This window comes from Streptomyces sp. Ru62 (assembly GCF_002920615.1).
Taxonomy (GTDB): Bacteria; Actinomycetota; Actinomycetes; order Streptomycetales; family Streptomycetaceae; genus Streptomyces.
Window position 1 is genome coordinate 200,290 of sequence record NZ_PQSU01000016.1, and the last position, 22,300, is coordinate 222,589.

Consider the following 22,300-nt stretch of genomic DNA (forward strand, 5'->3'; position numbering starts at 1 on the left):
ACGTCAACGGAGTGCTTACGGCCGCCTACGGGCGGCAATACGTAACGGTATGTCGAGCCGCGGCCAGGAGGCTGGAGCATGAGCATCTGGTGGTCACTCCATCTGCGGCGCGAGGCCGCCAGCGTGCCGCTCGCCCGGCGGCTGCTGATCGGCACGATGGAGACGGCGGGGGTCGACCCGGAGATCTCCTACGACCTGTCCGTCGCCCTGAGCGAGGCCTGCGCGAACGCCGTCGAGCACGGCGGGGACGCCGCCCGCGGTGCCTCGGAGGCGTACCGGGTGACCGCCTATCTCGACGGCGAGAAGTGCCGTATCGAAGTGACCGATTCCGGTCCCGGCTTCGCGCGTCCGCAGGACCCCCGGCCGGCCCGCCCCGACGCCGAGCACGGCCGCGGCCTCTGTCTGATCCGCGAACTGGCCGACCACGTCCACATCGGCCCGAAGCCCGGCCGGGGCGGGACGGTGGTCAGCTTCGACAAGATCCTCAAATGGCGGAAGGACCCGTCCCTCCTCACGGCCTAGCGGACGCCCTGCCGGTGCCGCCGAGCTGTCCGAGGACCTTCGCCAGGGTCTCCAGGGCCTCCGGGTACAGCCGCTCCCTGGGAGTGCCGTAGCCGACGACCAGGCCCTGGGGCCGGCCGGGGCCCGGGGTGTGCCAGTGGTCGCCGAGCGCGCCCAGCGCCAGGCCCTCTGCCGCCGCGCGGTCCAGGACGGCGGCCTCGTCCGGCACCTCGATCAGCGCGTGCAGCCCGGCCGCGATCCCGCGCACGCTGCGGCGCGCCCCCAGCCGGTCCAGCAGCTGGTCCCGGCGCCGCCGGTAGCGCAGCCGGCACGCGCGCACATGGCGGTCGTACGCGTGGCTGTCGATCAGCTCCGCGAGCGCGAGCTGGCCGATGGTCTCGGTGTGGTGGTCGCTGTGCAGCTTGGCGTCGGCGACCGCGTCGACCAGGTGCGGTGGCAGCACCATCCAGCCGAGCCGCAGCGCCGGGCCCAGGGTCTTGGAGGCGGTGCCCAGGTACACCACCTGGCCCGGTGCCATGCCCTGGACCGCGCCCACGGGCTGGCGGTCGTAGCGGAACTCGCCGTCGTAGTCGTCCTCCACGATCAGTCCGCCGCGCGCGCGTGCCCAGTCGGTGAGCGCCCGGCGCCGCTCGGGGTGCAGGGTGACCCCGGTCGGGTACTGGTGGGCCGGCGTGACCACCACGGCCGCCGCCCCGCCCAGCTCCTCGGGGCGTACCCCGCGCGCGTCGACCGGCACCGGCAGGACCGTTCCGCCGTTGTGCCGCACCACCTCCCGGTGGAAGGGCAGCCCCGGGTCCTCCATGGCGACGGCGGCGCCGTCCAGCACCCGCGTGAGCAGCGCCAGGCCCTGCACGTAGCCGGAGGTGATCACGATCCGCTCCGGCGGCGCCAGCACCCCGCGCGCCCGCCCCAGATAGCCGGAGAGCGCGGTGCGCAGCTCGATCCGGCCGCGCGGGTCGCCGTAGTCGTACGCCAGCGAGGGCGCCGTCGCGATGGCGCGGCGCAGCGCGCGCAGCCAGGCCGCCGCCGGGAACGCGCCGACGTCCGGGCTGCCGGGACGCAGGTCGAGACGCGGCGCACGCGCGCGCGTGTCCGTCCCCGGCTCCTCCGCCTGCACGGCCGGCAGCTCGGCGACCCGCGTGCCCGAGCCCTGCCGTGCCGTCAGATACCCCTCGGCGACGAGCTGGTCGTAGGCGGCCTTCGCGGTGCCGCGCGAGATCCCGAGGTCGGCCGCGAGCCGCCGGGTGGCGGGCAGCCGGGTACCGGGCGCGAGCCGCCCGTCCCGTACGGCGTCCCTGAGGGCCCGTTCGAGCCCCACCCGCCGCCCGTCGGCCGAGTCCGGTTCGAGATGCAGGTCCACACCGACGCCCGCCCAGAAGTCGTCCACGTCTCCACCCCCGTCACTGCACGCGCCCCGACGGGGGCGCGGAAAACTGCGCGACCGGCCACGGCTCCACCCGCAGACGACATGGCCGGGCACCTCTGCGGTGCCCGGCCATTCAAACGCAGATCAGCCCTTCAGAGAGGCCATCCACGATTCGACCTCGTCCGACTGCCGGGGCAGCGCGGCGCTCAGGTTCCGGTTGCCGTCCTCGGTCACGAGGATGTCGTCCTCGATCCGGACGCCGATGCCCCGGTACTCCTCCGGCACGGTCAGGTCGTCGGCCTGGAAGTACAGCCCCGGCTCGACGGTGAGCACCATGCCCGGCTCCAGCGTGCCGTCCACGTACGTCTCGGTCCGCGCGGCGGCGCAGTCGTGGACGTCCATGCCGAGCATGTGCCCCGTGCCGTGCAGGGTCCAGCGGCGCTGGAGGCCCAGCTCCAGGACCCGCTCGACCGGGCCCTCGACCAGGCCCCACTCGACGAGCCTCTCGGCCAGCACGCGCTGCGCGGCGTCGTGGAAGTCGCGGTACTTGGCGCCCGGCTTCACGGCCGCGATACCGGCCTCCTGGGCCTCGTACACGGCGTCGTAGATCTTCTTCTGGATCTCGCTGTACGTGCCGTTGACCGGCAGCGTGCGCGTGACGTCGGCGGTGTAGAGGGTGTGGGTCTCCACGCCCGCGTCCAGCAGCAGCAGGTCGCCGGAGCGGACGGGGCCGTCGTTGCGGACCCAGTGCAGGGTGCAGGCGTGCGGGCCGGCCGCGCAGATGGAGCCGTAGCCGACGTCGTTGCCCTCCACGCGCGCGCGGAGGAAGAACGTGCCCTCGATGTAGCGCTCGCTCGTCGCCTCGGCCTTGTCGAGGACCTTGACGACGTCCTCGAAACCGCGGACCGTCGAGTCGACGGCCTTCTGCAGCTCGCCGATCTCGAACTCGTCCTTGACGAGACGGGCCTCGGAGAGGAAGACGCGCAGCTCCTCGTCGCGCTCGGCGGTGACCTTGTCGGTCAGGGCCGCCTCGATGCCGGCGTCGTGGCCGCGCACCACCCGGACCGGGCCGGTGGCCTCGCGGAGCTTGTCGGCCAGCTCGCGCACGTCGGCGGCCGGGATGCCGTACAGCGCCTCGGACTCGGTGAGGGAGTGCCGGCGGCCGACCCACAGCTCGCCCTGGCCGGAGAGCCAGAACTCGCCGTTCTCGCGGTCGGAGCGCGGCAGCAGGTAGAGGGTGGCCTCGTGGCCGTCGCCCCTGGGCTCCAGCACCAGGACGCCGTCCTCGGTCTGGTTGCCGGTGAGGTACGCGTACTCGACGGAGGCGCGGAAGGGGTACTCGGTGTCGTTCGAGCGGGTCTTCAGGTTGCCCGCCGGGATCACCAGGCGCTCGCCCGGGAAGCGGGCGGAGAGCGCGGCACGGCGGCGCGCGGTCTCGGCGGCCTGCGGGATCGGCTCCAGGTCACGCAGCTCCGTGTCGGCCCAGCCGGACTTCATGTTCTCGGCAAGCTCGTCGGAGACGCCCGGGTACAGGCCGTTCTTCCGCTGCTTGACGGTCTCCTCGGCCTCGGTCTCCGGGCCCTCCGCGGTAGCGGAGTCGGGGACAGCCGGGTTGAGCTCGTCGGACACGTGATCCTCCTCGATACGCCAGTGATCTCCCCCGGGGCCCGCGACGCTCCTGCTTGTGGCCGAGCGGGGACCACCATCATCGTACGGTCGTACCGGGAGCGGGCGGGGGCGGATGACCTGTTATGCCCGGTCATGCCAGCCGCGCGGAGCGTGCGGCTCAGTCGAAGCGGGCCGCCAGCAGGACCACGTCCTCCTCGCTGTCGGCCGCGTCCAGGCCGTCCGGCAGGACCGCCCGCAGGACGTGGTCGGCGACGGCCCCCGGATCCTGCCGCACCGCGCGCGGGACGCCCGCGGCGGCGGCGTGCAGCCGGGCGAAGGCCCGGTCCATCGGGTCGCCGGTACGGTGCAGCAGCCCGTCGGTGTAGAGCAGGACCGTCTCCCCGGCCTCCGCCTGGATCTCCACGCTGGGCGCCTCCCAGCAGGCGAGCATGCCGAGCGGCGCGGAGACGGAGGTCTCGGCGAACTCGGTGCGCCGCTCGCCGGTCAGCAGCGGCGGACTGTGCCCGGCACCGGCCAGGGTGACCTTGCGTACGGCCGGCTCGCAGTAGGCGAACAGGGCGGTGGCCGAGCGGGCCGGCTCGGTCAGCCGCAGCAGCAGTTCCAGGTCGGACAGGACGGCGACCGGGTCCTCGCCCTCCATCACGGCGTACGCGCGCAGGGAGGCGCGCAGCCGCCCCATGGCGGCCACCGCGCTCGGCCCGCAGCCGGTGACCGAGCCGACCGAGAGGCCGAGGGCGGCCTCCGGCAGCGGCAGGGCGTCGTACCAGTCACCGCCGCCGCGCGGGCCCGCGCGGTGCCGGGCGGCGAGCTGGACGCCGGCCACCCGGGGCAGCCGGGCGGGCAGCAGTTCCTCGGTGAGGGTCGCCACGCACGCGCGCGTGCGCTCCACCTCCAGCAGCCGGGCGAGGTGCTCGGTGGCGTGCCGGACGTACAGGCCCACGAGGTGGCGCCGGCGCTCGTGCGGCTCGGCCGGTTCGTCGTAGAGCCAGACGACGGCGCCGAGGCGGCCCGCGGACTCGGTGGCGAGCGGGAGGGCGTAGCTGGCGGCGTAGCCGAGGCGGGCGGCCACCTCGCGGTGGCGCGGGTCCAGGCCCTCCTCGGCGAACAGGTCCGGGTGGACGATCTCGGCGGCGCCGCGGGTGTCGTACGGCAGGGCGCCGCGCGGCACGGTCTCGATGTGGCCGAGGTCGGCGCGGCCGAGACCGAGGCCGAGGGTGGTGCGGGGCCCGTCGCCGTCGGCGGGCTCCAGGACGACCAGGCCGCGGCGGGCGCCGACCAGGGCGGCGCCCGCGCGCAGGAGTTCGTGCAGGGCGGCGTCGAGGGCGCTGGTGCGGGAGAGGCGCTCGGTGAGCTCGTGGAGGGTCGTGAGATCGGAGACCCAGCCGGCCAGCCGGTCCTGGAGCAGGGTGCCGGGGGCCGGGCTGTGCGGCGCGGGGACCGCGGGAGCGGGGCCGGAGGTGGGGGAGGCGGGTGCGGCAGTGTGGGCGGCTGTGGTGACAGTGGGATCGATTCCAGCCACTTTCGGAGGGTGCGGGGCGTTCATGGCGTCCGGCCTTCAGACCGGTGCGTATTGCTGAAAAGCATCGCAAACCCCCATGTCATTCTGCGCCGCTAGCAGTGTCTCCACATGTACACGTACTCGTGAGGGGATGTCCAGCATTGTCCTGCGGGGATTCCTGGTGTCCATGAGGTTGGTGAGGGTTTTCCTCGAACCCCTTGCCTTACTGCCAAGTTGGCTCAAAACTGCCTTAGGTATCGGTTCATTGCGGTCGACTGGCCTTGCTCCACGGAGCGTCACAGCGGTCGTGATGGGTACGTACTCGGAGAAGGCCAGGGGTGGTTGGGGGCCACCCGGAACCTGGCGACGGACCCGGGCGTCATAGCCACCGACGGCCGAGCCCCATCCTCCCGTGGCGGAGGCGGAGAGAAATACGCGCGACGGCAAAACGCCAGACTTCGCCACCCCCACGCCGCAGCCGTGCTTTTGATAGACGCACTATGGACGCGGACGCGGCCAACGCTCGACCCCCTGGGGTTCCCCCTGCCGTGCGCGGGGGTGTGATGCGCCAACAGGTACGCCCAGTGAAGTGATCGACACATGGTGTGATGTGGCCCACGGTGTTGCCAGCGGTGCAACGGAAAGGAACGAGCGCTCATGCGCGAGATCCTCGGAAGGCGACGCAGGCTTCTGTCCAGGCGGAACGACGGGAGGCCTGAACTGATCGGCGCGGCCCTGACCTTCGCGACGCAATGGCAGTGGCCGGTGCTCCCCGGTGTGGCGCCGGACCCGCAGGGGCGGGCCCGCTGCGCCTGCCCCGATCCCGAGTGCACGGTGCCCGGTGCGCACCCCTTCGACCCCGGACTGCTCGCCGCCACCACCGACGCGCGCATGGTGCGCTGGTGGTGGACCAACCGGCCGGCCGCCCCGGTCATCCTGGCCACCGGAGGCAAGGCGCCCTGCGCGGTCAGCCTGCCGGCGCTCGCCGCCTCCCGCGCCCTCGCCCTGCTCGACCGGCGCGGCATGAGGCTCGGACCGGTGATCGCCTCGCCCACCCGCTGGGCACTGCTCGTCAAGCCGTACTCCATGGAGCAACTCGGCGAACTGCTCTACGCCAAGGACTTCGTCCCCGGCTCCCTGCGCTTCCACGGCGAGGGCGGTTATCTCGCGCTGCCCCCGTCCGAGACCGGCCAGGGCGCCGTCCGCTGGGAGCGTGCGCCGCTGCCCGGCTCCGCCGCGCCCTGGGTGCCCGATGTGGAGGCCGTCGTGGACGCCGTGGTCGACGCCCTCACTCGTACGGGTGTGAGCGCGCCCGAGTTGTAGGGGTGTCGGGCGCGGGCGGGGCGCGTGAGCCCCGCTCGCTCGTTATCGTCCGCATATGCAGCGTCAACCCGGCGGCCACCGCGCCCCACGGCCGCACCGCGGCCGGCGGAACCACCGAAAGCCCGACCCCCGCCAGCTCCGTCTGCTCGCCCTGGCGGGCTTCGTGGCGGCCATGGTCGCGCTGCCGCTGGCCGTGGCCTCCGCACGGCAGGCGGGCGACGCCGGCCGGGCCGCAGTACCGGCCGCCCCCCGCGGTGACGCCACGACCCGCCCGGACACCCGCAGCCGCTCCCCCCACCTGCTCGGTCTCGGGCTCGCCACCGCCGCCCGCTGCGGCCCCGAACTCACCTCGCCCGACGGCATCGAGGCGCAGACCTGTGTGCTGACGCAGGGCGAGGACACCTGGGCGCGCGCCTACTACCGCAACGCCACCGGCCGGTCGCTGGACTCCGTGCTGAGCCTGATGGGCCCGGGCGACCGGACCGTGCAGATCCGCTGTGCCACCGGGACCGACGACGAGCCCGCCACCTGTGAGACCCCGCGCGAGCGCAGCCGGGGCGGACCGGACGCCTACACGGCCGTCTCCGAGTTCGCCGAGCGCGGCCCTGACGGGGCGCTGCTGCTCCGCTCCGGCAGCAACTCCTGAGCGTCCGGGCAGAGTTGGCGACCCGCTGCGCGCAGCCCGCCGTACGCGGGCATGGAAAGACCCGGTTGCTGGCGACGGGGGATGCACCAGCAACCGGGCTACTGGAACGGTAACAAGAGATCGGCGGTTCGCAAATTCCGGGTTGGCTATTCGGACACCGATTGCCCTGTCGAAACCGGGAGTTGTGACGCGAGTCACCTGCCGCGCGGTCCGCTGTTCACGGCTGACCGACCGGTCAGCCGTGAACATCCGCGCGGGGGGCGTCAGCTCAGCGTGACCTGCCGGTTGGTCAGGCCGCCGCGCGCCCGGCGCTCCTCCGGAGTCAGCGGCTCCTCGACGGCGAGGGCGGCGGCGAGGCGCTCGGCGAACTCGGCGGCCGGCTTCTCCACGTCCTCCGCGGTGACCCCGGTCGGCAGGTCCCAGACCGGCACGATGAGGCCGTGAGCACGGAAGGAGCCCACGAGCCGGGTGCCCTCGCCGAGGCTGGACCTGCCCGCCGCGTGCAACCGCGCGAGGGCGTCCAGAAGCTGCTCCTCCGGGTGGGGCATGACCCAGCGCAGGTGGTTCTTCTCCGGGGTCTGGCACCAGTAGGCGGCGTCCACACCGGACAGCTTCACGGTCGGGATGGCGGCGGCGTTGGCCCGCTCCAGGGAGGCGGCCACCTCCGGCGTGGCGTTCTCCGCGTCCGGCACCCAGAACTCGAAGCCGCTGTGCACGACCGGTTCGAACGCGCCCTCCGGGTCGAGCAGATCCTGCAGGCGCGGCCCCTCGGCGGGGGCCCGGCGGCCCTGCACCGGGGTGCCGGGCGCGGCCTCCAGCGCGCGCAGCAGCGTGTCGGCGAGGTCACGGCTGATGTCGCCGGAGGCCGTGTCGTTCTGCAGGCCGATCAGCACCGAGCCGTCGTCGCGGCGCAGCGCGGGCCAGGCCATCGGCAGCACGGTGGCCAGGGTGACCGACGGAACGCCCTCGGGCAGGCCGCCGCGCAGGGGCAGCCCTGCCGTCGCGGCCGGGACCAGCTCGCGCAGCGCGACCCAGTCGCACTCGCCGGGCAGTCCCTCGAACGGGCGCTGCACCAGCTCGGTCGCGGCGTGCGCGGCCGCCCGGCCGTGGCAGGCCTTGTAGCGCCGGCCGCTGCCGCAGGGGCAGGGTTCGCGGGCGCCGACAACCGGGATCTCCCCGTCGATCAGCTGCGGCTTGGCCTTCGTCTGGGGTCGCTTTTTGGCCATGGTGGGTGTCTCCCGGTTACGGCTCTTCTCGTACGTCCGGAGCCTAGCCGTTCGGACCATGACCGACGGGAACCTGTGGACAACGCACGCGCGCTCGACGCCGGTGGGTGAATCCACGGGCGGTGAACGGGGACGCCGCCCTGGTTCAGTCCAGGTCGTCGAACACGTCGGCGAAGTCGAGCCCGGACAGCTCGGGCAGCGGCGCGGAGCGGGTGACGCGCGTAGCGAAACCCTCGCGGCGGCACCCGGCGTCGGGATCGTGGACGTCCTCGTGGACCAGCGCCCAGACCGTCACCTCGCCCTGGACGTCGTCCCGGACGCCCCAGTCGTCGGCGAGGGCCGTGATGATGTTCAGCCCGCGGCCGCCGTGCGCGGTCACCGAGGGCGTGGCCGGCGCCGGGCGGGTCGGGCCGCCGCCGTCCGTGACCTCCACGACGAGCCGCCCGCGCGCGTCGACCCGCCAGGCGGCGCGGACGTCCCCGTCCCCGGCCGGCGCGTCCCCCAGGGGCCGCCCGTGCTTGCAGGCGTTGCTCAACAGTTCGGAAAGGATCAGTACGGCGTCGTCGATGACCGATTCGGATACGCCACCGCTGCGCAGCTGCGCCCGCATCCGGTGCCGCGCCTTCCCCACGCCCGCAGGGCCATGGGGTACGGCCATGCTCGACGACGTGGGCACCTCCTGTGCCACCACCAACGCCACCCCCGAGACCTCCTTCGCCCCACGCCATGGGGTGGATGCCCTCTCGGCCTGTACCGGAAACCGGCCAATCCCCTTCCGGTGACGCATTCGACACAGGTGGACACGCAGCGAACGCGCCGGAGCACACCCAGTGACGGGCCCGCACGGGCGTGGCGGGCACGGGCCGGCTCAGCGGCCCAGTTGCCGCAGCACCGCGCGCGGGCGGTTGGTGATGATGGCGTCGACGCCCAGCCCGACACAGAGATCGACGTCCTCAGGCTCGTTCACGGTCCACACGTGGACCTGGTGACCGGCCCGCTTCAGCCGCTCCACGTAGGCGGGGTGACTGCGCACGATACGGATCGAGGGCCCCGCGATGCCGACGCCCACGGGCAGCCGTCCGTCGCGCAGCCGGGGCGAGACGAACTGCATCAGGTACACCGTCGGCAGTGTCGGCGCCACGGCCCGCACCCGGTGCAGCGAACGCGCCGAGAAGCTCATGACCCGGACCGGCGACTCGGCGGCTGACGCCGGCGCGTCCAGTCCGAACCGTTTCAGCAGGGCCAGCAGCCGCTCCTCGACCTGCCCCGCCCAGCGCGTGGGGTGCTTGGTCTCGATGGCCAGCTCCACCCGCCGCCCGGCGTCCGCGACCAGCTCCAGCAGCCGCTCCAGGGTGAGCACGGAGGTCTCCTCGCGGTCCTCCGGCCGGTGCTCCCAGTCGGGTTCCTCGTCCCGTCCGCGCCAGGCCTCGCGCGTCTTCCAGGAGCCGAAGTCGAGGGCGGCCAGATCGGCCAGTTCCAGCGCGGACACCGCGCCGCGGCCGTTGGAGGTACGGTTCACCCGCCGGTCGTGGACGCAGACCAGATGGCCGTCCGCGGTCAGCCGTACGTCGCACTCCAGGGCGTCCGCGCCGTCCTCGATGGCCTTCCGGTAGGCGGCGAGGGTGTGTTCGGGTGCGTCCTCCGAGGCGCCGCGGTGGGCGACGACCTGGAGGGAGTGCTGTCGTGCGTGGGTCACCGCGTCATGGTGCCACCGTCGCCGGGTGCACGGGGCCGGTGCGGGTCCGTCCCTGCGACGAACGGGGGGCATGCGGCATGCACGTTACAAAACCTTTGCTCGAAAGATCCTATATAAACCTATATAAAGACGGCTGCCGGACCCACAGCCACCGCTTATGGTGCTCTGACGGCCCGTGGGAAAAGCTGACTGCAGACCAGTGCGACCGACGACACCAGGCGTGGATCGAGGAGAAGACCTGTGAGCACCGAGAACGAGGGCAACACGGTACCCCCGGCGCCGTCCGCACCTCCCGTGCCGATGGCCTCTCCCGCCGCTTCCCCGCAGGGCCCCGCGCCCGAGGGGAACGCGCCGACGGCCCCGCTCCCGCCCGTGCCCCACGAGGCCCCGGCGGCCTCCGCCACGGCGGACCACGGCACGGCGCACCAGCCCGGCCCGGCCCCCGACGGCTCCTGGCCGCCCCCGCCGCCGACCACCCCGGCCTACGCCGACGGCGGCTCCGGCGCCGCGGGCACCGGCTGGGGAAGCACCTACCAGCAGCCCGCCCCCCAGCCGCGCGGCGGACGCGGCGGGCTGGTCGCGGCGGTCCTGGTGGCCGCGCTGGTGGCGGGCGGCCTGGGCGGCGGCCTCGGCTACACCCTGGCCAAGGACCGGGACGACCGCGGCTCCACCACCGTCTCCGCGTCCGACAGCGGCGCCACGCAGGTCAAGCGCGCGCCGGGGACGATCGCCAACGTGGCCGCCAAGGCGCTGCCCAGCACGGTGACCATCGAGGCGGAGAGCACCAACGGCGAGGGCGGGGTGGGCACCGGGTTCGTCTTCGACACCCAGGGTCACATCGTCACCAACAACCACGTGGTGGCGGACGCGGTGGACGGCGGCAAGCTGACGGCCACCTTCCCGAACGGCAAGAAGTACGACGCCGAGATCGTCGGCCACGCAGAGGGCTACGACGTCGCGGTCATCAAGCTGAAGAACGCCCCCTCCGACCTCAAGCCGCTCCCCCTCGGTGACTCCGACAAGGTGGCCGTCGGTGACGAGACCATCGCCATCGGCGCGCCCTTCCGCCTGTCCAACACGGTCACGACGGGCATCATCAGCGCCAAGAACCGCCCGGTGGCCTCCAGCGACGGCAGCTCCAGCAGCAAGGCGTCGTACATGAGCGCCCTGCAGACCGACGCGTCCATCAACCCCGGCAACTCCGGCGGCCCGCTGCTGGACGCCTCCGGCGCGGTCATCGGCATCAACTCCGCGATCCAGTCCACCGGCAGCGGCGGCTTCGGCACCGGCCAGTCCGGCTCGATCGGCCTGGGCTTCGCCATCCCGATCAACCAGGCCAAGTACGTCGCCCAGCAACTGATCAAGACCGGCAAGCCGGTGTACGCGCGCATCGGCGCGTCCGTGTCCCTGCAGGACTCCAGTGACGGCGCGCAGATCACCGACCAGGGCACGGGCGGCTCCGCCGCGGTGGAGACGGGCGGTCCGGCGGACAAGGCCGGCCTCAAGCCCGGTGACGTCATCACCAAGCTCGACGACCACGTGATCGACAGCGGACCGACCCTCATCGGCGAGATCTGGACCCACAAGCCGGGCGACAAGGTGACGGTCACCTACAAGCGGGGCGGCCAGGAGCACACGGTGGAACTGACACTGGGTTCCCGGGTGGGCGACAACTGACCCACGGGGGCCGTGCCCCCACACCCCGGCCCGCGCCCGGTACGCTGTACCCGCTCCGCCCCAGGTGGGACGGGGACGAGGTGGGTTGCCCGAGCGGCCTAAGGGAACGGTCTTGAAAACCGTCGTGGCGCGAGCCACCGTGGGTTCAAATCCCACACCCACCGCGCAGGTGGACGGCCCCTGACCGGGTGAAACGGTCGGGGGCCGATCCCGTCGGCACATCCATTCGGGCGGGACGGGGGTGAGGGCTCGACGAGACAGCGGCCGCCGTGCCGGGTCCGGCCACCGCTACGACCGTGCTCGTACGTTCCGCCTCAGGAGGAGCCCCGATCATGCACGCCCATCTGACCACGGAAGCCTGGTGGCTCATCGCGGTCGGCGTCACCGTCGTCTACCTGGCCGCGATGTACTGGTGCATGCCGACGCCGAAGGCGAAGCGGCGCATGCTCGTAGCCCCGCTGGCCGGCTGGGTGTTCCTGCTGCCCAACGCCGCGGTGAAGGGCTACTCCGTCTCTCACACCCTGTACTTCTACAGCTGTGCCCTGGTGATGTTCGTCGTCATGCTGGTGCCGGTGGCGAAAAGGGTCGCGTCCGACATCGCGGAACAGGAGGAGAAGCCCTGGGTCAAGGTGCCCCTCAACACCTTCTCCTTGTACTGGATGGCCGGGTCGGCCACGGGGTGCATCGCGGGAGTGGTCTACCTCTGGCCGTTGCTCGCCCAGCCGGTGGGGTGAAGGTCTTGCCGGCGCCGCCCGTCTCACGGCCGGTGCCCGGTCAGCCGGGCCGCTGACGCGATCGTGGCGCGGGCCTCACGTTCGGTCAGGCCGGTGTCGCGGGCGGCGGCCACGAGGGAGTCGGCCAGGACGGCCCCGATGCCGTTCTCGTAGGCGCGGCAGGCGGCCCAGAACAGGCGGGTGTTGCGCTGCCCCTCGTGCGCGGCCAGCACGAACTGGACCAGCCCCTGTCCGTGGCCGCCCACCGCCGGACGGGTGGGGTGGGGTGCGCGGGGCGGGGGGAGCAGGAGCCGCAGGAGGGACGGCGGGCAGGAGGCCGGGGCGAGGTCGGCGGTGCCGGGCGCGGCGGTGTAGACGCCGTGGTCGGTGCGGGAACCGGGGCCGACGAGGTAGCCGCCGGCGCCCCGGATGTCGATGCCGGGGGCGAGCCGGCCGGCCGAGTTCGGTACGACGGTGTCGGGCGGGCCGGTCAGCCAGAGGTGGCGGCCGCCGCTCGGGGTGAGGACGACGACCGTCTCCGGGATCGTGAACAGATGGCGCAGGGCCAGTTCCCGCAGGGCGGCCGAGGAGTCCGTGCCGGACTTCGTGTCCAGGTCGACGCCGATCAGGTGGTACGGAGGCAGCCCGCAGGCGATGCCGTAGCCGGTGGCCCGGGGAGCGGCGGCGAAGAGCTCGCGGATGCGGACGGGATCGGTGGAGGCGTCGTACACGCCATGGCCGAAGCGGCCGCACTCGCCGTGGCAGGGGCGCCCCACCGGGTTCGGGTCGTCGCGGTGCGGGGAGCGCAGGGCCGGGAGTTTCGTCCGGGACAGGGGGATCACGGCCAGTCCGCGTTCCGCGGCTGACAGCGCGTGTGCGAGGGCCAGCGTCGTGGCCTGCCGGTCGATGGTGGCCATGGCTCCATGTTCGTACACCCGTTCGAAAATAGGAAGGGGTGGGTAGTCGGGATGCGCCGGTACGGGGCGGATCGGCCGGAATGGTGGCGGAACGATTCATCCCTTGCACGGCTTGGGGGCGCGATGTCAGGTGAGGCGTGGATCCGGGGTGAATGCGATCAAAGATGGCGATAGGGGTTTATCGACTTGTCATCACGCTTGCGTGCGAATCGCGGCTTCCAGGACGGTTCGCCGGGGATCCGGTGGGCAACTCTGGAGGCGCGACGTCGTCCACGACAGTCAAGGCGGTCGGCCAACTGCCTCGACACCAGCCGTAGTTCACGTACCACCGGCCTCAGGGCCGCAGAGTGCTTGGTTCTGGAGGAACACATGGCAAGCATCCGTACCGCCCGCGTTCTCGCCGCCGTATCCGCTCTCCCACTCGCAGCCGCCCTCTTCGCCGGCGTCGCGACGGCGGACAACGGCGCCCTCGCGGACGACGGATCGAACTCGGGCGTGGCGGCCGTCCTCGGCAGCGGGGTCGGCGACGACAACAACGGCAACTCGTCCACCACGAACCAGAACGCGGCCGGCTCCGGTGCCTCGAACCAGAGCAACACCGCCCAGGTCAACGGCTCCGCGTTCACGGCCATCCGGCAGGGCAACGAGAACATCGACGTCAACTTCACCCAGCTCTGGTGAGCCGGGGGCGAGGGTCCTCCTGAGGAGGGCGCTCGCGGGGTGTGCTTCGGGGTCGCAACACGTCGGCGCGGCGGTGCTTCGGTGCCGCCGCGTCGGCGTTCCCCGGTCCGGTCGGGCGGCCGCCGGCCTTGACGCCCCACGCAGTCTGACGGGCAGTCAGGAGAACACGCGGCCCGTTGTGGCCGGGTGGCGAGATCGCCTTCGACACGGTCATCGAGCACGTGTCCGCCCGTGAGACGACCAAGCCGGGCACGGGCTGCTCCGGCATGAACGGCAGCGCGGAGGCGGTGCGCCAGCTGCGGGAAACGGCCGTGAACCAGGTCCTGGGGGCGGCTCGCACCCTGGTGACGGCCGGCGCCGGGGTGCCGGTGTCCGGGCTGGTCCTGACGGGGGACGGCTGACCTCCTCAGGGTCGTACCCGCAGACCGGGCACACCCGTACTCCACCTTCAGGAGGTGGAGGCAGCCCCACCCCTACAACCTGAGGGGGACTCGCCTTCGGGACCTGCGGCCGATCCGCGCCGTGTGCCGCACTCCTAGCGTGGAGTCATGACCACACCCGTCTGCACCAGCGCCTCGGCCGCCGCCGCACCCGGGCGGCGGACTCCCGCCTACCCGTCGTTCGCGTCGTACGTGCGGGCCCGTCAGCCGGTCCTGCTGCGCACCGCGCGCTCGCTGACCGCGAACCCGAGCGACGCCGAGGACCTGCTGCAGACCGCGCTCGCCAAGACCTATGTGGCCTGGGAGCGGATCGAGGACCAGCGGGCGCTCGACGGCTATGTGCGCCGGGCGCTGCTGAACACCCGGACCTCGCAGTGGCGCAAGCGCAGAGTGGACGAGTTCTCCTGCGACGAGCTGCCCGAGCCGGAGCCCGCGACCGGCGGCGACGACCCGGCCGAACGGCAGGCGCTGCGCGACGCGATGTGGCGGGCCGTCCTGCGGCTGCCGGCCCGGCAGCGGGCGATGGTGGTCCTGCGGTACTACGAGGACCTCAGCGAGGCCCAGACCGCCGAGGTGCTCGGCGTGTCGGTGGGCACGGTGAAGTCGGCGGTGTCCCGCGCGCTGGGCAAGCTGCGCGAGGACCCCGAACTGGAGCTGGCCCGCTAGCCCTTGCCCGGGCACCGGCGCCCGGCCGGACTCCTGCTCCCCCGCCGCAGCCCCCCGGGCCGCGCTTTCCCCTTCCGCCGACCGGGATTTCCTCCCCCTCAGTGACACACCCCCTAGTGACATACCGCGTGGTATGTGCGCAGAATCAGCGCACCCCCCTACTACCGCGTAGGCAATGTCGCCCGGGAGGAACGCCGTGCTGGCCACCATGCAGGACGTACCGCTGCTGATTTCCAGGATCCTGACCCACGGGTCGACGGTCCACGGCTCGTCGCGGGTGACCACCTGGACCGGGGAACCCGAGCCCCACCGGCGCACCTTCGCCGAGATCGGGACCCGCGCCGCCCAGTTGGCACACGCCCTGCGGGACGAGCTGGGCGTGACCGGCGACGACCGGGTCGCCACGCTCATGTGGAACAACGCCGAGCACGTCGAGGCGTACTTCGCGATCCCGTCCATGGGCGCGGTGCTGCACACGCTCAACCTGCGCCTGCCTGCCGAGCAGTTGGTGTGGATCGTCAACCACGCGGCCGACAAGGTCGTCCTCGTCAACGGCTCCCTGATCCCGCTGCTCGCACCGCTGCTGCCCAAGCTGCCCACCGTCGAGCACATCGTCGTGTCCGGGCCCGGCGACCGCTCCCCGCTCCAGGGCGCCACCGCCCGGGTGCACGAGTACGAGGAACTGCTCGCCGGCCGCCCGACCGGTTACGACTGGCCCGAGCTGGACGAACGCCGGGCCGCCGCCATGTGCTACACCTCCGGCACGACCGGCGACCCCAAGGGCGTGGTCTACAGCCACCGTTCCATCTACCTGCACTCCATGCAGGTCAACATGGCCCAGTCGATGGGCCTGACCGACCAGGACACCTCTCTCGTGGTCGTCCCGCAGTTCCACGTCAACGCCTGGGGCCTGCCGCACGCCACCTTCATGACCGGCGTCAACATGCTGATGCCGGACCGCTTCCTGCAGCCCGCCCCGCTCGCCGAGATGATCGAGCGTGAACGGCCCACCCACGCGGCGGCCGTCCCGACCATCTGGCAGGGCCTCCTCGGCGAGCTGCACGCCACACCCCGTGACATCTCCTCCCTCACCCAGGTCACCATCGGCGGCTCGGCCTGCCCGCCCTCCCTGATGGCGGCCTTCGACGAGCTGGGCATGCGGGTCTGCCACGCCTGGGGCATGACGGAGACCTCCCCGCTCGGCACGGTCGCCCGCCCGCCGGCCCACGCGGCGGGCACCGACGAGGAGTTCGCCTACCGCCTCACCCAGGGCCGCTTCCCGGCCGGCGTCGAGGCCCGCCTCACCGGCCCCGGCGGCGAACGCCTGCCCTGGGACGGCGCGTCGGCGGGCGAGCTGGAGGTGCGCGGCCCCTGGATCGCGGGCGCCTACTACAACGGCCCCGACGCCGAACCCCTGCGCCCCACCGACAAGTTCAGTGAGGACGGCTGGCTGAAGACCGGTGACGTCGGCACCATCTCCCCCGACGGCTTCCTCACCCTCACCGACCGCGCCAAGGACGTCATCAAGTCCGGCGGCGAATGGATCTCCTCCGTCGAGCTGGAGAACGCGCTGATGTCCCACCCGGACGTCGCCGAGGCCGCCGTGGTCGCCGTGCCGGACGAGAGGTGGGGCGAGCGCCCGCTGGCCACGGTCGTCCTGCGGCCGGGCGCGACAGCCGACTTCGAGACCCTGCGCGCCTTCCTCGCCGAGGAGGGCCGCATCGCCAAGTGGCAGCTCCCCGAACGCTGGACGGTCGTCGAGTCGGTGCCGAAGACGAGCGTGGGCAAGTTCGACAAGAAGGTGCTGCGCCGGCAGTACGCCGACGGGCGGCTGGACGTCACCCGGCTCTGAAGACCCCCGCGGGCCGCCCCCAGGAGGGAGGCGGCCCGCGACCGCTCGTCGGAAACAGGGGCGCTAGTTCGTGCCGATCCGGGCCAGCAGGTCCACGATCCGCGACTGCACCTCACCGCTGGTCGACCGCTCGGCGAGGAACAGCACGGTCTCGCCGGAGGCGAGCCGGGGCAGGTCGGCCGGGTCGACGGCGGCGGTGTAGACGACCAGCGGGGTGCGGTTGAGCTGCCCGTTCGCCCGCAGCCAGTCCACGATCCCGGCCCGTCGGCGGTGCACCTGCATCAGGTCCATCACCACCAGGTTCGGCCGGAACTGCCCCGCCAGCGTCACCGCGTCGTTGTCGTTCGCGGCCCGCGCCACCTGCATCCCGCGCCGCTCCAGCGTCGCGGTCAGCGCCAGCGCGATCTCCGCGTGCTCCTCGATGAGCAGCACCCGCGGAGGATGCTGCTCGCTGTCCCGGGGAGCCAGCGCCTTCAGCAGTACGGCGGGGTCGGCACCGTACGCCGCCTCGCGCGTCGCCTGCCCCAGCCCGGCCGTGACCAGTACCGGGACCTCGGCGGCCACGGCGGCCTGACGCAGCGACTGCAACGCCGTCCGCGTGATCGGTCCGGTCAGCGGGTCCACGAACAACGCGGCGGGGAAGGCCGCGATCTGGGCGTCGACCTCCTCGCGCGAGTGCACGATCACCGGCCGGTAGCCACGGTCGCTCAGCGCCTGCTGGGTCGTCACGTCCGGCGCGGGCCACACCAGCAGCCGGCGCGGGTTGTCCAGCGGCTCCGGGGGCAGCTCGTCGTCCAGCGGCTGCGGACGCGGGGTGTCCGCCACCTCCACGGCCCCACCGGGACCGTCCAGCGGCTCCGGCCCCTCGGCGGCATCGGGCCCCGGGGCGCCTATGGCGTACGACCGCCCGCCCCCCTCGGTGCCCTGCGCCGGCCGCGCCTGCCCACCGAGCGAGGGCTGCGGCACGGGTGCCGGGGCGGTGGGCGAGGGGTGCGGCGGGGTCGGCTGCCCGGCGAGCGAGTCCTGGCCGCCGAGTGACGGTTGTCCGCTCGGCGTGGGGTGCGCGGGCGCGGGCTCGGCGGACGGGTGCGGCCGGGCCGTCTGGTCCGGCCGGGACTCCTGGCCGGTGGGCGCCGGGTCGGGACGCGTGCCCAGCTTGCGCCGCCGGCCCGAACCGCCCGGCGCGTGCGGCGGCGGGGTCGCCGTCGGCTGCTGGACCTGGGCGGCCTGCCGCGCGAACGGCACGCCCTGCCCGAGCGTACGGACGCTGATCGCCCGCCCCTGCGTCGAGTCCGGGTCGACGGGGGTGCCACCGACGGCCTCGGCGGGCAACGGCATCGCGACCCGCGGCGGCCGGCCACCGGCGGGGACCCCGGCACCGGAGGTGTCCCCTGAGCCGGGCCATTGCTGTGGGACGCCGGCGGTGGGGGTGCCGGGGGCCGGGCTTGGGGTCCCCGTGCCGGAGGTGTCGCCGGAGCCGGGCCACTGCTGCGGGACGCCGGCGGCGGGGGCGCCCGGAGCCGGTGAGTGGGTCCCCGTGCCGGAGGTGTCGTCGGCGCCCGGCCACTGCTGCGGGACGCCGGGCGGCACAGGCGCGGCTTGGGCTCCCTGCGCCCCAGCGGGCACCTGACCCGCGGCTGCCTCGGCGGGCAGCGGCAGCGCACCCGGGGACGCCACCGGAGTACCGGCGGCCGGGGTGCCCGGCTGCGCGACAGCGAGGTGGGGGGCGGTGCCCTGGCCCTGCGGAGCCTGGCCGGACGTGCCGTGGGCTGGCGTGGCCGGGGCGGGTGCGGGCTGACCAGCGGGGACAGGGGCGGGCGTGCCGTGGGCGGGGCGGGGTGGCCCGGCGTGCCCGGGGCCGGTGCGTCCGGTCGGCCCGGGGCGGTGGCACCGGGCTGGGCGCCGGGGCCCGCAGGCACGGCACCCTGCGCCTGGGCGGCGGGCTGCCCGGCCGGGGCGGCGGTACCGGCCTGGACGGGGCTGCCCTGCCCGGCCGTCCCCTGTGCCGGAACGCTGTGCGCCGGGGTCCCCTGACCGGGGGCCGGCGGTACGGCCGTACCCTGTGGGACCTGGCCGGAAGCGGCCGACGCCGGAAGGGGCTGCGGCGGTGTCTGCCCGGTCGCGGGCGCCATCGCCCGGGCGGCCTCGGCGGGCTGGGCCACAGCCCGGCGGCGTCGGCCGGTCGGCGCGCTGGTGGGATGCGGCTGCGGCGGGGTGTGGTCCTCGGCCTGGTCGAGCGGTACGGCGTCGTGCCGGCCGTCATCACCAGGGATGCCCTCGACGGACACCGGCATCTGAGCGGGAACCTGCACCTGTCCGGGCAACGGCCCGGCACCGGCCACCGGACCGGGGACGCCGGGCCGACCGCCGACGGCGGGACCCGCACCGGGAACGGCGGGGGCTACGGCACCCGGAGCCACGGGTGCGCCGGCGTCGGTGCCGGAGGCCGTAGGCGCACCGGCACCTGGGGCGACGGGAATCCCGGCACCGGGAGCGACGGGGCCACCGGCGGGAACGCCGGCACCGGCAGCCTCGGGGCCACCAGCAGGGACACCGGCGTGCGGGCTGACAGGAGCACCGGCATCAGGGGCAGCGGGAACTCCGGCGCCCGGAGCCACAGGGACCCCCGTCCCCGGAGCCAGCTGGCCCCCGGCCCCGGAGCCACCGGCATTCCGGCGCCCGGAGCCACCGGCATTCCGGCGCCCGGAGCCACCGGCATTCCGGCCCCCGGAGCCACAGGGACCGCCGTCCCCGGAGCCACCTGGCCCCCGGCCCCCGGAGTCACCGGAACCCCGGCACCCGGAGCCACAGGGACCCCCGTACCCGGCCCCGCAGCCGCGCCGCCACCGGGTGGCACCGGCACAGCCACACCCGTGCCGACGCCCGTGCCCATGGCTTCGGCCGTGCCACCCTCCGGGCCCGGGGTGTCCGGGGACCGGTCCGCCTCGGCCGGCGGCAGGGCGAAGACCGTACGCGCGCCGCCCGCCGCCTCCTGCGCCGCGGCCCGCTCCGCCGCCGCGGCCAGCGCCCGTCGGCGCCGTCCCGTCGGCTGCGCGCCCTCGGCCGGAACCGCCTCGCCACCCTGCGCCGGCACCACGGAGGCACCCTCGGCCGGCACCGCCCGCGCGCCCGGCTCGCCGCCCGCCGCCGCAAGCGCCGGAGGCAGCGCGGCCTGCGGGGCACCGGAGTCACGGCGGGCGCGTCGGCCCGTCGGCACGGGCACGCCCTGCGGAGGCACGGTGCCACCGAGTCCCGTACCGGAGGCGGCGGCCCCCGCGCCCTGCTCGGCCGAGGTCACCACGGACCCCTCGGACACGCCCTCGGCGTTGCCCTCACCAGCAGCAGCACCGGCACCGGCACCGGCGTTGTCCGCAGGCCGGCCGCGGCGCCGTCCGGTCCCGCCGGATGCGGTCTCCGCGCCCTCGGCCGGGACCTCGGCACCCTCGTCGGCGGGCGCGGCGGCACGCCGCCGGCGCCGTCCGGTCGGCGCGGGCGCCTCCGTGTCACCGGCGTCACCCGCGCCGGCCACGTCACTGTCCAGGAAGGCGTCCGTGGAGGCCCGCCGGGCCCGCCGCCGGCCACCAACGGGGCCCTGCCCCGCCGTACCGGCGTCGTCCGCGCCGCCCTCACCGCCGTCCGGCACCCGCACCGCGACCGACGCCTCGGCGGCACCGGCAGCCCCTGCGGCGACCGCGCCCGCCCCGCCGCCGAGCGGTACTTCGAGCACGTACGCGCTGCCGCTCATGCCCGGCACCTCGTGCGTCTGGAGCACACCGCCGTGGGCCCGTACGATCCCGCGCACGATCGGCTCGTGCACCGGGTCCCCGCCGGCGTACGGGCCGCGCACCTCGATCCGCGCGACCTCACCGCGCTGCGCGGCGGCCACGACGACGGTGTTGTCCAGGTAACCGCCCGCCGAGACGGGCGTGTTGCCGGTGGCGTCGACCCCGGCGACGTCCGCCACCAGGTGCGCGAGCGCGGTGGCGAGCCGCTGCGGGTCGACCTCGGCCTCGATGGGCGGAGCGTGGACGGCGAACTGCACGCGCCCCGGCCCGATCAGCTCGACGGCCCCGTCCACACCGGCGGCGACGACGGCGTCCAGCATGACCTTCGTACGGGTGATGTCCTCGGCGCCCGCGTCCAGCCGCTGGTACCCGAGGACGTTGTCGATGAGGGTCGTGATGCGGGAGTAGCCGGCCGAGAGGTGGTGGAGCACCTGGTTGGCCTCGGGCCACAGCTGCCCCGCGTCGTCGGCGGCGAGCGCGGACAGCTCGCGGCGCAGCTCGTCCAGCGGTCCGCGCAGCGACTGCCCGAGCAGCGTCAGCAACTGTTCGTGCCGTCCGGCGAGGGCCTCGTACCGGTCCTTCTCCCGCTCGGCGAGCGCCGCGTACCGCTCCTCGCCCGCCGCCAGCTCCTCCGTGTGCTTCTCGCGCAGCTCCTCGACCTCGGTGACGTGCTGCTGGCGCAGCGCGGTCAGGTCGGAGGCGTGTTCCTCGGAGAGCCGTTCCAGCTCCTCGGCGTGCGCCTTCTCCAGCGCGGCCTTCTCCTCCACCAGGGCGTCGTACGGCCGCCGGTCGGTGAAGGTCATCACGGCGCCGACGAGCTGGTCGCCGTCGCGCACCGGCGCGGTGGTCAGGTCGACCGGCACCTTCTGGTCGCCCTTGGACCACAGCACCTGCCCGCGCACCCGGTGCTTGCGGCCGGAGCGCAGGGTGTCGGCGAGCGGCGACTCGTCGTACGGGAAGGGCGAGCCGTCGGCGCGGGAGTGCAGCACCAGCGTGTGCAGCTCCTTGCCGCCCAGCTCACCGGCCCGGTACCCCAGTATCTGGGCGGCGGCCGGGTTGACGAGCACGATCCGTCCGTCGGTGTCGGTGCCCACGACACCTTCCGCCGCCGCCCGCAGGATCATCTCGGTCTGCCGCTGCGACCGGGCCAGCTCGGCCTCGGTGTCCACGGTCCCGGACAGGTCCCGGACCACGATCATCAGCAGCTCGTCGCCGGTGTAGCCGTAACCGTCGTACGCCTGCTGCCCGTTCTCCAGGTTCGCGCTGGTGACCTCGACCGGGAACTCGGTCCCGTCGGTCCGCCGCGCGACCATCCGGGTCGGTTTGGTCCGTCCCGTGGGATCCATGTGATCGGGCCGCCGCATGGAGCCGGGGATGAGCCGGGAGTCGAACTCGGGCAGCAGATCGAGCAGCCCGCGCCCCACGAGAGCCGTACCGGGCGTCTCGAAGGCCTCCAGCGCGATGGTGTTGGCGTTGACGACGGTTCCGTTGGCGTTGACCAGGACCAACGCGTCCGGCAGCGCGTCGAGTATGGCTGCGAGGCGAGCAGCGCCTCGGGATGGCCTGCTGCTCACGAGACGCCTTCCTCCCTGTTACCGCACCTTGCCGACCGCTCGGGCCATCTTGCCAACCGGCCCGCGACGTGTCACGCGAGGGAGTCTAA

Annotated in this window: 16 protein-coding genes, 1 tRNA gene and 2 pseudogenes; 10 read left to right on the forward strand and 9 right to left on the reverse strand. The window is 73.9% G+C overall.

What is annotated here, in order from left to right:
• Nucleotides 1-78 precede the first annotated feature (78 nt).
• Complete coding sequence (locus C3492_RS23005) at nt 79-522, forward strand: ATP-binding protein (protein WP_103813639.1); 444 nt, start codon at nt 79-81, stop codon at nt 520-522.
• Here C3492_RS23005 and C3492_RS23010 read toward each other — a convergent pair.
• The 3 genes from C3492_RS23010 to C3492_RS23020 all read right to left on the reverse strand — a co-directional run bounded on the left by C3492_RS23010 (nt 512) and on the right by C3492_RS23020 (nt 5,060).
• The gene (locus C3492_RS23010) at nt 512-1,909 is read right to left on the reverse strand and encodes a PLP-dependent aminotransferase family protein (protein ID WP_103813640.1); all 1,398 of its coding nucleotides are present in this window, start codon (nt 1,907-1,909) and stop codon (nt 512-514) included. The genes C3492_RS23005 and C3492_RS23010 overlap by 11 nt on opposite strands.
• A gap of 123 nt (nt 1,910-2,032) precedes the next feature.
• Entirely contained in the window at nt 2,033-3,517 is a 1,485-nt protein-coding gene (locus C3492_RS23015; protein ID WP_103813641.1) for an aminopeptidase P family protein, read from the reverse strand.
• A 157-nt stretch (nt 3,518-3,674) separates the two neighbouring features.
• Nucleotides 3,675-5,060 carry a PP2C family protein-serine/threonine phosphatase gene (locus C3492_RS23020; protein ID WP_103813642.1) on the reverse strand — a complete coding sequence of 462 codons (1,386 nt, stop codon included), beginning with the start codon at nt 5,058-5,060 and terminating at the stop codon, nt 3,675-3,677.
• A 612-nt stretch (nt 5,061-5,672) separates the two neighbouring features.
• On the opposite strand from C3492_RS23020, the gene C3492_RS23025 reads away from it, so the two are divergent.
• Together C3492_RS23025 and C3492_RS23030 are read left to right on the forward strand one after the other, a co-directional pair.
• Entirely contained in the window at nt 5,673-6,338 is a 666-nt protein-coding gene (locus C3492_RS23025; protein ID WP_103813643.1) for a bifunctional DNA primase/polymerase, read from the forward strand.
• 172 nt (nt 6,339-6,510) lie between these two features.
• On the forward strand, nt 6,511-6,984 hold the full coding sequence (locus tag C3492_RS23030; protein WP_103813673.1) for a hypothetical protein: 474 nt from the start codon (nt 6,511-6,513) through the stop codon (nt 6,982-6,984).
• 263 nt (nt 6,985-7,247) lie between these two features.
• On the opposite strand, the gene C3492_RS23035 is transcribed toward C3492_RS23030, so the two are convergent.
• From C3492_RS23035 to C3492_RS23045, 3 genes are all read right to left on the reverse strand, one after another.
• A complete protein-coding gene (locus tag C3492_RS23035; protein ID WP_103813644.1) occupies nt 7,248-8,210 on the reverse strand; it encodes a DUF5926 family protein in 963 nt (320 codons plus the stop codon).
• A 145-nt stretch (nt 8,211-8,355) separates the two neighbouring features.
• Entirely contained in the window at nt 8,356-8,997 is a 642-nt protein-coding gene (locus tag C3492_RS23040; RefSeq protein WP_103813645.1) for an ATP-binding protein, read from the reverse strand.
• 81 nt (nt 8,998-9,078) lie between these two features.
• On the reverse strand, nt 9,079-9,906 hold the full coding sequence (locus C3492_RS23045; RefSeq protein ID WP_103813646.1) for a glycerophosphodiester phosphodiesterase: 828 nt from the start codon (nt 9,904-9,906) through the stop codon (nt 9,079-9,081).
• A 240-nt stretch (nt 9,907-10,146) separates the two neighbouring features.
• Here C3492_RS23045 and C3492_RS23055 point away from each other — a divergent pair, with 240 nt between their 5' ends.
• From C3492_RS23055 to C3492_RS23065, 3 genes are all read left to right on the forward strand, one after another.
• Entirely contained in the window at nt 10,147-11,583 is a 1,437-nt protein-coding gene (locus C3492_RS23055) for a S1C family serine protease (RefSeq protein ID WP_103813647.1), read from the forward strand.
• Nucleotides 11,584-11,662: 79 nt separating this feature from the next.
• A tRNA-Ser gene (locus tag C3492_RS23060) sits at nt 11,663-11,747 on the forward strand.
• A 168-nt stretch (nt 11,748-11,915) separates the two neighbouring features.
• On the forward strand, nt 11,916-12,317 hold the full coding sequence (locus C3492_RS23065; protein WP_258055828.1) for a hypothetical protein: 402 nt from the start codon (nt 11,916-11,918) through the stop codon (nt 12,315-12,317).
• 23 nt (nt 12,318-12,340) lie between these two features.
• Here the strand turns inward: C3492_RS23065 and C3492_RS23070 are convergent, their stop codons facing one another.
• Nucleotides 12,341-13,213 (reverse strand): bifunctional DNA primase/polymerase, encoded by an 873-nt coding sequence (locus C3492_RS23070; RefSeq protein ID WP_103813648.1) that lies wholly within the window; start codon nt 13,211-13,213, stop codon nt 12,341-12,343.
• 369 nt (nt 13,214-13,582) lie between these two features.
• Here C3492_RS23070 and C3492_RS23075 point away from each other — a divergent pair, with 369 nt between their 5' ends.
• From C3492_RS23075 to C3492_RS23090, 4 genes and pseudogenes are all read left to right on the forward strand, one after another.
• The gene (locus tag C3492_RS23075; RefSeq protein WP_103813649.1) at nt 13,583-13,894 is read left to right on the forward strand and encodes a hypothetical protein; all 312 of its coding nucleotides are present in this window, start codon (nt 13,583-13,585) and stop codon (nt 13,892-13,894) included.
• A gap of 263 nt (nt 13,895-14,157) precedes the next feature.
• A pseudogene (locus C3492_RS23080) lies at nt 14,158-14,295 on the forward strand (lipid-transfer protein); the annotation flags it as partial.
• Between the two features lie 147 nt (nt 14,296-14,442).
• Nucleotides 14,443-15,000: a SigE family RNA polymerase sigma factor gene (locus C3492_RS23085; protein ID WP_103813650.1), complete on the forward strand. Its 558-nt coding sequence runs from the start codon at nt 14,443-14,445 to the stop codon at nt 14,998-15,000.
• A 175-nt stretch (nt 15,001-15,175) separates the two neighbouring features.
• Nucleotides 15,176-16,852 (forward strand): long-chain fatty acid--CoA ligase, encoded by a 1,677-nt coding sequence (locus tag C3492_RS23090; RefSeq protein ID WP_181140507.1) that lies wholly within the window; start codon nt 15,176-15,178, stop codon nt 16,850-16,852.
• 63 nt (nt 16,853-16,915) lie between these two features.
• On the opposite strand, the pseudogene C3492_RS46935 reads toward C3492_RS23090, so the two are convergent.
• Nucleotides 16,916-17,812 (reverse strand): annotated as a pseudogene (locus tag C3492_RS46935) (response regulator); the annotation flags it as partial.
• Nucleotides 17,813-19,253: 1,441 nt separating this feature from the next.
• The gene (locus C3492_RS46940; RefSeq protein ID WP_374938361.1) at nt 19,254-22,145 is read right to left on the reverse strand and encodes a PAS domain-containing protein; all 2,892 of its coding nucleotides are present in this window, start codon (nt 22,143-22,145) and stop codon (nt 19,254-19,256) included.
• Between the last annotated feature and the right edge of the window lie 155 nt (nt 22,146-22,300).